We start from the raw sequence: 14,886 nt of genomic DNA on the forward strand, positions 1-14,886 counted from the left end.
CGACAACAAAGATTGAGGCTGAAACAGCAGGAGTGGGGAATGGTTGAGGTGTCTGTTACGCCGCACCAAAAAAATCGATGGCTCGCCAGCGCCGGCGAAATCAACGGCCGAACTTGGCTGGGGTTGTTCGGCGTGTTTTTGGCGGTGATGGCCAGCGGCGTGGGGGAAAACGCCAGCAAGTTCGCGCTGGCGGATATACAGGGCGGCATGCTGCTGAGCTTCGATGCCGGCAGCTGGCTGACCACCTGTTATGTCACCGGCTTTGTGATCGGTTCCGGGTTTACGCCCTGTTTTTGGCCGACCTTTTCGCTGCGCCGGGTGGCGTTGACGATGTGCGGCATTTACCTGGCCGGTGGACTGCTGACGCCCTGGTTGGGAGAACAGTATGGCGCGCTGCTGGCGGTGCGCAGCCTGCAGGGCTTCGCCGGCGGCGCGTTGCCACCGATGCTGATGACGGTGGTGCTGCGTTTTATGCCGCCGCTGATCAAGGTGCTGGGGCTGGGCGCCTATGGCTGGGTCTCCGCCTGGAGCGCCACGCTGGGCGCCACTGCCGCCGCCTTTGCCTTTCACTGGGGCTGGAGCGGGTACTTCTATTGGAACCTGCCGCTGATGGCGATCGCCGCTGTGTGTATCGGCTACGGTCTACCGCAGGATCCGTTGCGGCTGGAGCGCCTGCGGCAGTTCAACTGGCGCGGCCTGCTGCTCGGCGGCATGGCGCTCGGCATGCTGACGATGGGCATTTCACAGGGGGAGCGCCTCGACTGGCTGAACTCGCCGCTGATCTACGTTTTATTATTGGGCGGCGGCGGATTATTGGCGTTATTTCTGATGAATGAATGGTATCACCCGCTGCCCTTTTTCAATTTGCAGTTATTAAGCAAAAGGAATTTGTCCTTCTCCTTAATTACGCTGGGTGGCGTGCTGTTAATTATGGTGTCGCTAGTCAATATTACGTCGGGATATTTAGCCGCGATTCAGGGCTATCGTCAGGAACAAACTTCCGACTTAATGCTGTGGGTGGCGTTGCCGCAATTAATTACGCTGCCGATTGTCGCCATGATATGCAATACGCCGCGGGTGGATTGCCGCTGGGTGCTGGCGCTCAGCCTGCTGTTGATGGCCACCGCCTGCGTGCTGGCCGCCCAGCTGACGCCGGAATGGAACGGCGACACGTTTCGCGTTATCGCGTTGTTGCAGGCGGTCGCTCAACCGATGGCGATCATCCCCCTATTGATGCAGGCGACCGGCGGGCTGTTGCCGACCGACGGGCCGTTTGCGGCGGCCTGGTTCAACGCGGTGAAGGGTTTCGCCGCCACCGCGGCCGGCGGCGCCATCGCGCTGCTCAGCAGGCAGCGCGGGGACTATCACGCCGGCACGATCGCCGACGGCTTTGGCTCGGCCTACAGCCGCGCATCGGGGTCGGCGGAGCAGTTGGCGCAGCTTGCCGCTCGGCAGGGCCACGTGCTGGCCAGCGCCGATCTTTATCTGTTGGTTGCCGGCCTGGCGTTATTACTGACCGCGCTGATTTTATTTATGCCGACCCGTATTTATCCGCCGCGTTCGGTCGCCGCCTGACATTTTATCATCAGAAATAAATATTAAGTGGAGTCACTTTTATGGCTAACAAGAAAGTCGCCGTCGCCGTATTGGCGGTTACCGTTATTACGCTGGGGTTATTAATCAATAAATTCTTTATTAAAGAAACACAGCAGAATACCAACGACGCCTATATTCGCGCCGATATCTCGCGTATTTCTCCGCAGATTGCCGGTGAAATTGCGCAGGTGTTGGTCAGGGACAACCAGTGGGTCAAACAGGGTGAATTGCTGGCGGTGATCGACCCGCGTGAATTCAACGTCGCGCTGGCGCAGGCGACGGCGCAGGAGCAATCCGCCCGCGCCCGGCAGGACGACGCCAGGGCCAATCTGACCCGGCAAAGCGCGCTGATCGCCGCCGCGCAGGCGGAGCGGCAGGCGGCGCAGGCGGAGCTGGCGTTTGCGCGCCAGGAGCAGAACCGCTACCAGAGAATGGCCAGCAGCGGCGCGGGCTCCCAGCAGGCGGCGCAGCAGGCGACAACGCGGGTGCACACGCTTTCCGCCAATGTGGCGCAGGCGGAGGCGACGCTCAAAGCGGCGCGAAACATGGAGCAGGTGCTGCAAGCCAAGCTGGCGGACAGCGATGCCGAGCTGATGCTGGCGCAGGCCAAGAAAGCGATGGCCGAGCTGAACCTGTCTTACACCCGAATCACCGCGCCGATCGGCGGCGTGGTCGGCAAGAAAAGCCTGCGGGTCGGGGAGTTCGTCAAACCGGGCGATGCGCTGCTGGCCATCGTGCCGCAGGACAAGCTGTACATCATCGCCAACTACCAGGAAACCCAGCTGGAAAACATTGCGCACGGGCAGTCGGTGGACATCCATATCGATACCTTTCCCGGCCAAACGCTGAAAGGGCAGGTGGACAGCATTGCGCCGGCTTCCGGCGTCAGCTTCGCGGCCGTGGCGCCGGAGAACGCCACCGGCAACTTCACCAAGATCGTTCAGCGCATCCCGGTGAAGATCGTGTTTGATAGCAACAAGGAGCACGCCGCCTTGCTGAGCGCCCTGCGCGTCGGGATGTCCGCGGACGTCAGCATCAATACGCTGGACGGAGGCCTGCAATGAACAGAGCCGTGATCCCGCTGCTGTTGATTGCGCTGAGCGGCTGCCGGGCGGTAGGGCCGGACTACGCTCGGCCGCAGAACGCGCTGCCCAATAACTGGGGCGAGCAGGCCGGCGGCGGAGCGCTGCCGGTGGCCTGGTGGTCGATATTCAACGACGCGCCGCTGTCGCAACTGGTGCAGCGCGCGGCGGCCGGCAACCTGGATCTGCAGCTCGCCACGGCGCGCATGCAGCAAAGCCGCGCCCTGCTGGGCGTGACCGAGGCGGCGCTGATGCCGGATCTGAGTCTGGACGGCGCCTATCAGCGCCAGCGCGCCACCTCGGTGGGCAGCATGGATCCGTCCGGCAACGGCGGAGAGGCGGATTATAACCTCTGGCGCGGCGGATTCAGTGCCAGCTGGGAGCTGGACATGTGGGGCAAGCTGCGTCGCGCGTCGGAAAGCGCGCGCGCCGGCTTCGCCGCTTCGCAGGAGAATCGGCGCGCGCTGCTGACGTCGGTGACGGCGGAGGTGGCGAGCGATTATCTGCGCCTGCGCGCCACGCAGCAGCAGCTGGCGGTGGCGCAGGAAAACCGCGCCACGGCGCTACGCACGCTGCAGCTGACGCAAAGCCGTTATCAAAGCGGCGCGGGCAACGAACTGGATATCGATCAGGCGCAGGTGCAGTTGGCGCAGGTGGATGCCCTGCTGCCGACGCTGGTCGATCGGCAGGAACGCTTGATCAACGCCATCAGCCTGCTGTTGGGCGAGCGGCCGGGCGCGCTGAAAGCGATGTTGTCGCCGACGGGGCCGCTGCCGACGCTGGCGCGCGCGGTGCCGATGGGCGTGCCGTCGGATCTGGCGCTGCGCAGGCCGGATATTCGCGAAGCGGCGGCGCGTTTGCATCAGGCGACCGCCGAGATCGGCGTCGCCACCGCCGACTACTATCCGCGCATCACGCTGACCGGCAACGCGGGCTATCAGGCGCTGGCGCTGGCGGATATGGGCAGTTGGTCCACGCATACCTTCGCCATCGGCCCCACCCTGTATCTGCCGCTGTTCGACGGGGGGAAAATCACCCAGCGGGTACGCCTGAGCGAATACCGGCAGCAGGAAATGGCCATCGCCTACCAGCAAACGGTGCTGCGCGCCTGGCACGAGATCGACGACGCGCTTTCCGGCTATCGCGCCCAGCAGCGCCGCCAGACGCACCTGGCCGAGGCGCTGGCCGCCAACCGGCACGCGTTTGCGCTGGCGCGCGACAGCTATCTGAACGGCGCCAGCGATTTTATCCATGTTCTGAGCACGCAGCGTGCGCTGCTGGATCTGCAGTCCGCGCAAATTGTTTCTCAGGAGGAGACGGCGATCGCCGTGGTGAATATCTATCGAGCGCTGGGCGGTGGCTGGGAACACACCTATCCGTCTGCGGCGCCACAGGAGAAGGCTGATGCACAACACGCTGAATAAAATTGTCGATGAGATGCTGGAAAGGGACACCCGCCGCAAACGGGAGGCCCGGGTGAGCGCCGTGCGGCAAGTCACCGCCCGGATCCGCCGCATCACGTTGAGCGGCGACGATGTGGATAAGTTTATCGCCGATCCGCGCGCGCAGGAACCGGCCAGCTGGGTCAAGGTGTTCTTCCCGTGGCGCGACACGCTGGCCGGACGGGCTTACACCCTGAGCGGCATCGACAAACTCGCCCGCACCTTCGATATCGACATGGTGCTGCACGGCGAAGGCCCGGCGTCGAACTGGGCGCGCGACGCGATGCCGGGCGACAAGCTGGGGTTCGCCGGCCCTTGCTCCGGCGGCTTTCGTCTGTTGCCGCAAACCCGCTGGCTGCTGTTGCTGGGCGATGAGACCGCGCTGCCCGCCATGCGCACCATCCTCGCCTCGCTGTCTGCCCCGTTGCCGGTGCTGTGGTTCGCCGAAGTGGGCGATGCGCAGGAGATTCAGGATGTCGATTACTCCTTTTTGCAGGTGAACAGCTGGCAAATCCGCACCCGACATTTCGACAGTGTGATGAACAGCCCGCTGGTGCAGGCCGTCAGCCATTGCGAGCTGCCGCCCGGCGAAGGGCAGGTGTGGCTGGCCTGCGAACACCAGGTCGCCGCCTATCTGAAGGCGCGCTTTATCAACGAAATGGGCATTTCCCGCGCTGCGCTGTTTGCCAAGGGTTATTGGAAAAAGGGCGAAGCCAACTTCAAGGGTGCGATTTAACTCGGGCGAATGAGGGTTGTTATGATTGAGAGAGTGTTATTGGCGGTGGACTGTTTTGAACACAGCGGCAATGCCCTGGATTTTATGGCGCGTCTGCAAGGCAGCATCGGCGGCGTGATCGTACTGACGGTGGTAGACAATGCCTTCACGCTCAGCCGCAGCGGCCTGCGTTTCGACAGCGACGAGCGCGAGGAATATCCCGCCGCCCAGCGCGAAGAGGCGCTGGCGGAAAAGCAGGTCGGACAGGTGACGCGGGCGCTGAAACAGATGGGCTTCAACGCCCAGGGGCTGCTGGCCGCCGGGGCGCCCATCGAGGTGATCCCGGAACAAATGGCGCTGTTTAACTGCGATTTGCTGATCATCTCGCACCGCCACCTGTCTTCGTTGGGGCGCTGGTTGAACGCCTCCGTCACGCGCGGCCTGCTGGATGAGATTGGCCAACCGGTATTGGTGATCCCGCGCTAAGCTATGGGTAAGGGCAGCCGCATGCGGCTGCGCGCGTTCGGCGACGAAGGCCGTACATACCGGAGGTCAACATGCGAAGCCTGGAAGATCAACTTGCCGCTTATGCCGCCTACCACCGCGATGCGCGCAATATCGCCACGCATTTTATCGGCATCCCGCTGATCGTCGTCAGCCTGCTGGCGCTGCTCTCCCGGCCGGCGTGGGGGGCGGGAGGGCTGCCGTTTTCACCGGCCTGCGCGGTGGTTATCGTCGCGGCCCTCTATTACCTGCGGCTGAGCCTGCGCCTTGGCATCATGATGCTGGCGTTGCTGCTGCTGTGCCTCGTGTTCGGCGCCTGGGTGGCGTCGCTGTCGACGGCGGCGTGGCTGAGCATCGGCATCGGCGGTTTCGTCATCGGCTGGCTGTTTCAGTTTGTCGGGCATTTCTGGGAGGGGCGAAAACCGGCGTTTATGGACGACGTGACGGGTCTTATCATCGGCCCGCTGTTCGTGCTGGCGGAAGCCTGCTTCCTGGCCGGCGGGCTGCGCGAACTGCAACGGAACATCGAACTGCGTGCGGGCAAAGTGCGCAATGCAAAGCGCTAAACGAGGCGATTCCGATAGTCAGATGAAGAGCCTCTTTCAAAGAAAGAGGCTGAATGGGTTCAGATTAGGCGTGTTGGATCAATTTCCAGGTGACGCCTTTGCCGCCATAGGGGGGCATGATATTGCCTTTGGCGATTGGCGCTGTGGTTGAGGGTTTGCCAACCACTTCCCAGACACCGCTTTCCGGGCATTTCTGTCCTGTTGAGGCGGTAGTACCAATAGGTGACTTAGACATACGATCTTTCCTTAATCAAAGCGGCGCCACCATAGCGCCGGGCATAAAGATATTTACATGTTCGCTTAAATATTCAACCCATAGGGGAGAATATGGAAGATAGGCATATTTTCTCTTTCTTATTTGGATTCTTTGACTTTTTTATTTGCGTTTTTAATTTTTAAATATCAACTTATTTATCATTTTAATCTATGAATTGTAATTATTTTTGAATTTAATTGTTTTGGAGGCTATCTGTAAAATGCTTTCAATTTCATTATGTTAGTTTGTTTTTGTGTATTCTGATATCAATGGTGTTTATTTGGCTTATATAATTCACTTCAGAATTATATAAGAATTGATTTTGTTGGTTACATTCATTGCGTGTATATAAGTGAGTTGGTAGGGCAAGGGTTTTCCATGCTATCGCCGATAACGCATAATCAGTAAGGAATATCGTTGGTTTTTCATTGGATTTATCCGGACATGGTATGCGGAGGTTAAATACCCCAAGTGCAGAGTGATTCCCCTCGGCGCTTATCCTTCAGACGCATTAACGCCATTCTCCGCACGCATCGCCGCGATCGCGGTAAAGCAACCTTGATGCCCAATGCCGATCTCACCTCCTCACTTTTAACAAATTTGCAAAAGTCTTTTAGCCTCCCGCCTGCTTATCTTTGGTGTGATCAATGTCATACTTTCGGCATCTTAACTGTTCCCGCGCTTCGGCAGCGGTAAACCGGAGTTGTTGCATGAAAGTGAATTATCCCTTGTTAGCGCTGGCGGTAGGGGCGTTCGGCATCGGCACTACCGAATTCTCTCCCATGGGCTTGCTGCCGACCATCGCCAAAGGGGTGGACGTCTCCATTCCGATGGCCGGCATGTTGATCAGCGCCTACGCCGTCGGCGTGATGGTCGGCGCGCCGCTGATGACGCTGCTGTTGTCGCACCGGGCGCGCAGAAGCGCGCTGATTTTCCTGATGGCGATCTTTACTCTGGGCAACGTGCTGTCGGCCATCGCGCCGGATTACACCACCCTGATGCTGTCGCGCATCATCACCAGCCTGAACCACGGCGCCTTCTTTGGCCTCGGTTCGGTGGTGGCCGCCAGCGTGGTGCCGAAAGAGAAACAGGCCAGCGCCGTGGCGACCATGTTTATGGGCCTGACCATCGCCAATATCGGCGGGGTGCCTGCCGCGACCTGGCTGGGTGAAACCATCGGCTGGCGCATGTCGTTCCTGGCGACGGCCGGGCTGGGCGTGATCGCCATGCTGGGGCTGTGGTTCTCGTTGCCGAAAGGCAGCGCCGGGGCGCGCCCTGACGTCAAGCGCGAGCTGTCGGTGCTAGTGCGCCCGCAGGTGCTGACCGCGCTGCTGACGACCGTGCTGGGGGCGGGCGCGATGTTCACGCTCTATACCTACATCTCGCCGGTATTGCAGCACATCACCGAGGCGACGCCGCTGTTCGTGACGGTGATGCTGGTGTTGATCGGCGTCGGTTTCTCCATCGGCAACTACCTCGGCGGCAAGTTCGCCGACCGTTCCGAGAGCGCGACGCTGAAGGGCTTCCTGCTGCTGTTGGTGGCCATCATGCTGCTGATCCCGCTGCTGGCGCGCAGTGACATCGGCGCGGCGGTGAGCATGGTGATTTGGGGCGCGGCGACCTTTGCCGTGGTGCCGCCGCTGCAGATGCGCGTGATGCGCGTGGCCAGCGAAGCGCCGGGGCTGTCGTCTTCGGTCAACATCGGCGCTTTCAACCTGGGCAACGCGCTGGGCGCCGCCGCCGGTGGCGCGGTGGTCTCCGCCGGTTTGGGCTACAGCTTCGTGCCGGTGATGGGGGCGATTATCGCCGGATTGGCGCTGCTGCTGGTGTTGTTCACCAGCCGCACCGCCGCAAAAGTCGTTTACGCCAACGGCTAAATACGCAGATGCGGCGGGCCTGCTCGCCGCACCTACTCAAAGCCGAGCAGGCTGAACGCATCGTCCTGCGGGGCGTAACCCAGCAGGCGACGGGTCTCTTCCAGCGATAAACGCGTGTAGCGGTTATTGGAAACCCCGTGCACCACCGCATATTGCACCCCTTCGACGCGAATGCAGCGCTCCAGCAGATCGGCGGCGTCGCGATGGCTGAGGAACGCGCTCATGTCGCGAGCGCTGAGCCGATCGCCCGGGCTGAGGGTGGTGAAGTTGGCGATGCGCACCGACAGGGCGGAAAGCCCTTCCTGATGGGCGAAGTAGGCGGCGATGCCTTCGCCGAAGGCTTTGCTGGCGCCGTACAGGTTCTTCGGCTTCGGCGCGTCGTCCGGGCGGATTTGGTAATCGAGCGGATAGCCTTCCACCGCCTGCGCGCTGCTGGCGAACACCACCCGGCGGCAGCCGGCGTCTTTCGCCGCGCGGAAGATATTGAAGGTGCCGAGAATGTTGTTGTCCATCAACGAACCGCAGAAGTCGGCATCGGGGGAGGGATCGGCCGCCAAATGCAACACGGTGTCGATATTGGCGCAGGCCGCGCGGCAGGCATCGAGATCGGCGATGTCGAAGCTGATGACTTCGTCGCCCGGCTGCCGATCGCTCAGCAGGCTGATGTCTCGTTCCGCCAGGCGCAGCGCGTAGCGATCGCCCATCGCCAGACGAAACGCCGTGGCTACCCGGCCGCCGGCGCCGGTGATCAGAATCCGTCCCAACTCAGTCCGCAACGTCATGGTCGCTGTCATCCCTACAATCGATTACGCGTTGACCAGTAATAATCGCCCGCGTGACTTTTGTCCAGTCGTTTTAATTAGTCTCTCTGATGTTTCTGTCGCCATCGTCAATTGCGCACGGTGATTTTTGCGCGGGTGAATATCGTGGGATGTTAACGATGCGCAATCAGGTTTGGCGATCTATTTACCTTATGGATTGCGGGTTGTGACGAAAAAACGAGGACTGGCAGTGGATGAGTGAGCGCTTTGCTTTCGCTTGATAGTGAATTATTAGGTTAGTTAATCTTATGTTTTTGGGCGAAGCGGAGCGGTACTCCGCCACCCCTTTCCATTCTATCGCCTGCGCGATATATCACCGTGGCGCTGAAGCCGATAGAGGGCGGCAGGCCTTATTTGCCACCCCGGGACGGTTTTGCCCACCCGATCACAGTTCGGCAATTTGCCGGCGCAAAGCCTTGCGCCGGCAAAATCCGCGGTGTTAACGTCATAACTCAACCGATTTAGGGTTGTTACTGCTACGGCAGGCAAAACCTAAACCTCGCGTTTCTGTTCCCCGATGGGGCAGAGGCCGCGAGGTTTAGGTTTTTTTTTGCGCCGAATTCCGCCTCAGCGCCAGGCCAGTGCGGGGGGGAGCGGCAGAACGCGAAGTCTAAGGATAACCGTATGAAATATGACACATTAGCCAGTGAGATTTTGGCCGGCGTCGGTGGCCGCGACAATGTGAAAAGCCTGGTGCACTGCGCCACCCGCCTGCGTTTCAAGCTGCGTGACGACACTCGCGCCAACGCGGCAGCGCTGAAGAAAAATCCTGGCGTCATCATGGTGGTAGAGAGCGGCGGCCAGTTCCAGGTGGTGGTGGGCAACCACGTGGCGGAGGTGTTCGACGCGGTCAACCGGGTTGGCGGATTGGCCGACGGCGCGCCGAGCGACGACGTGGGCGGCAAAAAAGACAACCTGCTCAGCCGCTTTATCGATCTGGTGTCCGGCATTTTCACCCCGCTGCTCGGGGTGATGGCCGCTTCGGGGGTTCTGAAAGGCTTCCTGGCGCTGAGCCTGGCCTGCGGCTGGCTGCTGGAGAGCGGCGGCACCTTCAAAATGCTGTTCGCCGCCAGCGACTCGCTGTTCTACTTCTTCCCGATCATGCTCGGCTACACCGCCGGGAAAAAATTTGGCGGCAACCCCTTCGTCACCATGGCTATCGGCGGCGCGTTGACGCATCCGCTGATGATGGCGGCGTTCGAAGCGGCGCAGCAGCCGGGGGCGGTGCGCGAGTATTTCTTCGGCATTCCGCTGACCTTCATCAACTACAGCTCGTCGGTGATCCCGATCATCTTCGCGGCCTGGGTGTCCTGCCGCCTGGAGCCGCTGTTTAACCGGGTGATCCACAGCGCGCTGCGCAATTTCATCACGCCGCTGCTGTGCCTGGCGATCACCGTGCCGTTGACCTTCCTGCTGATCGGCCCGGCGGCGACCTGGCTCAGCCACCTGCTGGCCAACGGCTATCAGAGCATTTACGCCTTTAACCCGATCGTTGCCGGCGCCTTTATGGGGGCGATGTGGCAGGTGTGCGTGATCTTCGGCCTGCATTGGGGACTGGTGCCGTTGATGATCAATAACCTGAGCGTGCTGGGGCGCGACACCATGGTGCCGCTGCTGTTGCCGGCGGTGATGGGGCAGGTCGGCGCCACGCTGGGCGTGATGCTGCGCACCCGCGATGCCAAACTGCGGGCGCTGTCCGCTTCGGCCATCGGCGCCGGGATTTTCGGCATCACCGAACCGGCGGTGTACGGCGTCACGCTGCCGAACAAACGCCCGTTCATCTTCGGCTGCATCGGCGGCGCGCTGGGCGGTGCGGTGATCGGCTACTTCCAGACCTCGGTCTACTCGTTCGGCCTGGTGAGCGTCTTCACCTTCGCGCAGATCATCCCCGGCGGCGGCATCGACGCCACGGTATGGGGCGCGATCGGCGGCACCCTGCTGTCGTTCGTGTTCGCTGCGCTGGCCAGCTATCTGTTCGGCGTTGCGCCGGCGGAAGACGCGGCGCAGCCTGAAGCTGCCGCGCCGCTTAACCGCAAACAGGCCATCCTCAGCCCGATCGCCGGCGACATCGTGCCGCTGGATCAGGTGAACGACGCGACCTTCGCCAGCGGCCTGCTGGGGAAAGGGGTGGCGATCGCGCCGCAGCAGGGGCGCGTGGTGGCGCCGGTGAGCGGCAGCGTGGCGTCGCTGTTCAAAACCAAACACGCCATCGGCATCGAATCGGACGACGGCGCGGAGATCCTTATCCACGTCGGCATTGATACCGTGAAGCTGGACGGGGCGCATTTCACCGCCCACGTGCGGGAAGGCGAGCGGGTCGCCCCGGGCGATCTGCTGATCGAGTTCGACCAGGCGGCGATCCATGCCGCCGGCTATGACACCACCACGCCGATCATCATCAGCAACAGCGATGACTACGTGGACGTGTTGACCAGCGGCCTGTCTCCGGTGCAGGAACAGGCGCCGCTGCTGACTTTATTACGTTAATTGAGGAGCAAGCGATGAACGGCAAGTTTCCGCAACATTTTCTGTGGGGCGGCGCGGTAGCGGCGAACCAGGTAGAAGGCGCGTATCAGGCCGACGGCAAGGGGCTGTCGACCTCCGATCTGCAGCCGCAGGGCATCTTCGGCGCCATCACGCCGCGCACGGCGGGCGACAGCGGCATCAAGGACGTGGCGATCGATTTCTATCATCGTTATCCGGAGGATATCGCGCTGTTCGCCGAAATGGGTTTCAAGTGCCTGCGCACCTCGATCGCCTGGACGCGCATTTTCCCGCAGGGCGACGAAGAGACGCCGAACGAAGCCGGGCTGGCGTTCTACGATCGGCTGTTCGACGAGATGGCGAAGTACGGCATTCAGCCGCTGATCACGCTGTCGCACTATGAGATGCCTTACGGCCTGGTGAAGCACTACGGCGGCTGGGGCGATCGGCGCACCATCGATTTCTTCGAACGCTATGCGCGCACCGTGTTCGAACGCTACAAGCACAAGGTCAAACACTGGCTGACCTTTAACGAGATCAACATGTCGCTGCACGCGCCTTTCACCGGCGTCGGCCTGCCGCAGGAGAGCGACAAGAGCGCCATCTATCAGGCGATCCATCATCAGCTGGTGGCCAGCGCCAAAGCGGTGAAGGCCTGCCACGAGATCGTGCCGGAGGGCAAAATCGGCAACATGCTGCTGGGCGGCATTCTGTATCCGCTGAGCTGCAAGCCGGAAGATCTGCTGGAAACCCAGCGGCAAAACCGCGACTGGCTGTTCTTCGGCGACGTGCAGGCGCGCGGCTATTACCCGGCCTATATGCAGCGCTTCTTCCGTGAAAACGGCATTCAGGTGGCGATCACCGAGGAAGATCGGCAAACGCTGCGCGAAACCATCGACTTCATCTCGTTCAGCTACTACATGAGCGGCTGCGTCACCGCCGATCCGGAGCAGTACGAGACGGCGCGCGGCAACATTCTCGATATGGTGCCGAACCCGCATCTGGCCAGCTCGGAGTGGGGGTGGCAAATCGACCCGATCGGGCTGCGCTACCTGCTCAACGTGCTGTACGACCGCTATCAGAAGCCGCTGTTCATCGTCGAGAACGGGCTGGGCGCCAAAGACCGCGTCGAAGCCGACGGCAGCATCCACGACGACTACCGCATCAACTACCTCAATGACCATCTGGTGCAGGTGGCGGAAGCGATCGACGACGGCGTCGAGGTGATGGGCTACACCAGCTGGGGGCCGATCGATCTGGTCAGCGCCTCGAAGGCCGAAATGTCGAAGCGCTACGGCTTCATTCACGTCGACAGGGACGATGCCGGCAACGGCAGCCTCGCGCGCAGCCGCAAGAAGAGTTTCTTCTGGTATCGCGATGTGATCCACAGCAACGGCGCCAGCCTGAAAGACCGACGCTAACCTCTAAGCCCGGCGGCAAGCGCCGGGCATTAACCTAACGTTATTCGCTGCTGTTCATGATGGGAAATTCTCTCCCAGGGAATGCTGTTGCCCGCAGTCAGCCGTTATGCGGAGAAATATAATAATGATGAAAAGCTTATTACCTCGTTCCATAACCCTGGCGGCGCTGGCGCTGCTCTGTAGCCAGGCGCAGGCGGAAACGCTGCAAACCGGCAAGGACGTCGAAGCCCCCACCGCCAAGTGGGAAGGGGTGGCGCTCGGCTTTGAACCGCCGCAGCCCGGGCTGTTGGGGGATATGCTGGGGATCAGGCCGATCCTGGAGGATCACGGTTTCCACTATAACCTCGGCTACCTCAGCCAGCTGTCGTATAACGCTGGCGGCGGTTACAACCACGATAAACAGGCGTCGTACATCGACCAATTCTCGCTGACCTTCAGCCAGGATTTGCAGGTGCTGACCGGCATTCCGGACGCGGCGATCGAAGGCAATATCGTCAACCGCAACCATGACAACAACCTGACCCGCGATCGCTTGCAGGATCCGCGCGTCGGCCTGACCGATCTGTCGCAGGAGAGCTTTGGCGGGCAGTCGATTACCCGCCTGGGCTGGCTGACCTTCAGCCGGTCCTTCCTCGATCGCCGGCTGCAGTGGCGCATCGGCATGATGAACAAGGTGCAGGATTTCGATCAGATCATCCCCTGCGATTTTCAGACGCTGACGCTGTGCGGCGGCAAGTCTGCCAACTCGTTGACCTGGTACAACTGGAACGTGCATTACTGGGGCACCACGCTGCAATACAAGCTGACCGACGGCCTGACGCTCAAGGGCGGCGTGATGGAGCAGAACCCGAGCGCCCCCAGCCGCAGCCACGCCTGGAGTTGGTCCACCAAGGGCAGCAAAGGCTTCCTGTTGCCGATGGAGCTGGAGCTGAAAACCCACGCCGTCAACCAGCTGCCGGGGGTGTATAACCTGGGCGTGCTGTTCACCAACGCGCGCCAGAGCGATCTTTATGAAGGGGTGTCCGGCGGGCCGGGCGCCAGCGATCCGCAGGGCTATCGCAGCCACGATCGCACCTGGTTCCTGTATACCGGTTTCAATCAGCAGGTGACGCGCCATGCGGACGACATAAACCGCGGTCTGAGCGTGTTTTACAGCCTGGGGCTGGGGGATCAGCGCAGCAACTACCTGCACTGGTCTACCTCGACCGGCATTCGCTATCGCGGGCTGTTCGATGCGCGGCCGGACGACTGGCTGGGGCTGGGCGTCTCGGTGGTGAAGCTGAGCGACCGCTATAAAGATAATCAGCGTTATCTCAACCAAATCAACGGCGTCAGCGATTATCACGATCCGAGCTACCGGCCGGTGCCGGGGCACTCGGTGACGGCGGAGCTCTATTATCGCGTGAACGTCACGCCGTGGTTGCAGCTGCAGCCGGGCCTGCAGTACTGGCATCACCCGGCGGGCGTCAGCGAGACGCAGGACGCCTGGGTGACGGCGTTGAAAACGGTGGTGACCTTCTGATCAGGCCGCATCGCTCTCGCGGTAGCGCCGGCGGGCGTGTTCGAACCAGCTGGCGGGCACGTTGTGCGGCGGCTGCTGCAAGCGGAGCAGCCCTTGCTCAACGATATGGCTGGCCTGGCGCCACAGCGTCGGGTCGCCTTCGGTCAGCACCTCCAGCAGACGCTGTTTCTCGATCAGGTAGGTCTGAGCGAAGTGGCTGTCATAGTCCAGCAGCGAGCGGGTGTTGTCGATCAGATCCGCCAGCTTGATAGTTTTGGCCTGCGGCGATGCGCCGGCGCTGTGGCGCCGATCGCGGTTTTTGCGCTCGAAGCGGTTGCCGTCCTCGGCGCGGCTGACGTTGGTTAGCATCCGCACCAACTCCGCCACCTTCGGCCCGAAGTGGCTTTCGATATCGCCGAGGGTGGTGGGCGTGTCTTCCACCGTGTCATGCAGCCAGGCGGCCGCCAGCATCTCTTCGGTGTGCGGCACGCTGCGCACCAGTTCCATCACCGCCTGTGGGTGGACGATGTACGGATCGTCGGTGTATTTGCGGCGCTGATCGATGGCCGCATGCGCCTTGGTGGCGTAGCGGCGCGCGCGTTCTACAAGCGTGTTCGTCAT

The 14,886-nt window shown here is 61.5% G+C and carries 13 protein-coding genes; 10 read left to right on the forward strand and 3 right to left on the reverse strand.

Annotated elements, in window-relative coordinates; translation table 11 throughout:
• Positions 1-39: 39 nt before the first annotated feature.
• From ACSBQQ_RS17610 to ACSBQQ_RS17635, 6 genes are all read left to right on the forward strand, one after another.
• Positions 40-1,575 (forward strand): MFS transporter, encoded by a 1,536-nt coding sequence (locus tag ACSBQQ_RS17610; RefSeq protein WP_060429055.1) that lies wholly within the window; start codon positions 40-42, stop codon positions 1,573-1,575.
• A 41-nt stretch (positions 1,576-1,616) separates the two neighbouring features.
• Positions 1,617-2,660, forward strand: coding sequence for an HlyD family secretion protein (locus ACSBQQ_RS17615; protein ID WP_060426700.1), 1,044 nt, complete (start codon positions 1,617-1,619; stop codon positions 2,658-2,660).
• On the forward strand, positions 2,657-4,102 hold the full coding sequence (locus tag ACSBQQ_RS17620) for an efflux transporter outer membrane subunit (RefSeq protein WP_033653984.1): 1,446 nt from the start codon (positions 2,657-2,659) through the stop codon (positions 4,100-4,102). The genes ACSBQQ_RS17615 and ACSBQQ_RS17620 overlap by 4 nt, the downstream gene beginning before the upstream one ends.
• Positions 4,083-4,856: a siderophore-interacting protein gene (locus ACSBQQ_RS17625; RefSeq protein ID WP_033653985.1), complete on the forward strand. Its 774-nt coding sequence runs from the start codon at positions 4,083-4,085 to the stop codon at positions 4,854-4,856. Before ACSBQQ_RS17620 ends, ACSBQQ_RS17625 begins: the two co-directional genes overlap by 20 nt.
• 21 nt (positions 4,857-4,877) lie before the next feature.
• Positions 4,878-5,321, forward strand: a complete 444-nt coding sequence (locus ACSBQQ_RS17630; RefSeq protein ID WP_033636596.1) for a universal stress protein — start codon at positions 4,878-4,880, stop codon at positions 5,319-5,321.
• Between the two features lie 71 nt (positions 5,322-5,392).
• Entirely contained in the window at positions 5,393-5,905 is a 513-nt protein-coding gene (locus ACSBQQ_RS17635) for a DUF962 domain-containing protein (RefSeq protein WP_060429057.1), read from the forward strand.
• Between the two features lie 64 nt (positions 5,906-5,969).
• Here the strand turns inward: ACSBQQ_RS17635 and ACSBQQ_RS17640 are convergent, their stop codons facing one another.
• Positions 5,970-6,140 (reverse strand): hypothetical protein, encoded by a 171-nt coding sequence (locus tag ACSBQQ_RS17640; RefSeq protein ID WP_162846235.1) that lies wholly within the window; start codon positions 6,138-6,140, stop codon positions 5,970-5,972.
• Positions 6,141-6,871: 731 nt separating this feature from the next.
• On the opposite strand from ACSBQQ_RS17640, the gene ACSBQQ_RS17645 reads away from it, so the two are divergent.
• Positions 6,872-8,038, forward strand: coding sequence for an MFS transporter (locus ACSBQQ_RS17645; RefSeq protein ID WP_039568202.1), 1,167 nt, complete (start codon positions 6,872-6,874; stop codon positions 8,036-8,038).
• Between the two features lie 32 nt (positions 8,039-8,070).
• On the opposite strand, the gene ACSBQQ_RS17650 is transcribed toward ACSBQQ_RS17645, so the two are convergent.
• Positions 8,071-8,820 (reverse strand): NAD-dependent epimerase/dehydratase family protein, encoded by a 750-nt coding sequence (locus ACSBQQ_RS17650; RefSeq protein WP_033650001.1) that lies wholly within the window; start codon positions 8,818-8,820, stop codon positions 8,071-8,073.
• A gap of 663 nt (positions 8,821-9,483) precedes the next feature.
• Between ACSBQQ_RS17650 and bglF the strand changes: the two genes are divergently transcribed.
• From bglF to ACSBQQ_RS17665, 3 genes are all read left to right on the forward strand, one after another.
• On the forward strand, positions 9,484-11,346 hold the full coding sequence (gene bglF / locus ACSBQQ_RS17655) for a PTS beta-glucoside transporter subunit IIABC (RefSeq protein ID WP_060429059.1): 1,863 nt from the start codon (positions 9,484-9,486) through the stop codon (positions 11,344-11,346).
• 14 nt (positions 11,347-11,360) lie between these two features.
• Complete coding sequence (locus tag ACSBQQ_RS17660; RefSeq protein ID WP_033650003.1) at positions 11,361-12,764, forward strand: glycoside hydrolase family 1 protein; 1,404 nt, start codon at positions 11,361-11,363, stop codon at positions 12,762-12,764.
• A gap of 127 nt (positions 12,765-12,891) precedes the next feature.
• The gene (locus tag ACSBQQ_RS17665; RefSeq protein WP_039568339.1) at positions 12,892-14,286 is read left to right on the forward strand and encodes a carbohydrate porin; all 1,395 of its coding nucleotides are present in this window, start codon (positions 12,892-12,894) and stop codon (positions 14,284-14,286) included.
• On the opposite strand, the gene ACSBQQ_RS17670 is transcribed toward ACSBQQ_RS17665, so the two are convergent.
• Positions 14,287-14,886: an HD domain-containing protein gene (locus ACSBQQ_RS17670; protein ID WP_033636604.1), complete on the reverse strand. Its 600-nt coding sequence runs from the start codon at positions 14,884-14,886 to the stop codon at positions 14,287-14,289.

This window comes from Serratia sp. G204Y (assembly GCF_051172435.1).
Taxonomy (GTDB): Bacteria; Pseudomonadota; Gammaproteobacteria; order Enterobacterales; family Enterobacteriaceae; genus Serratia; species Serratia sarumanii.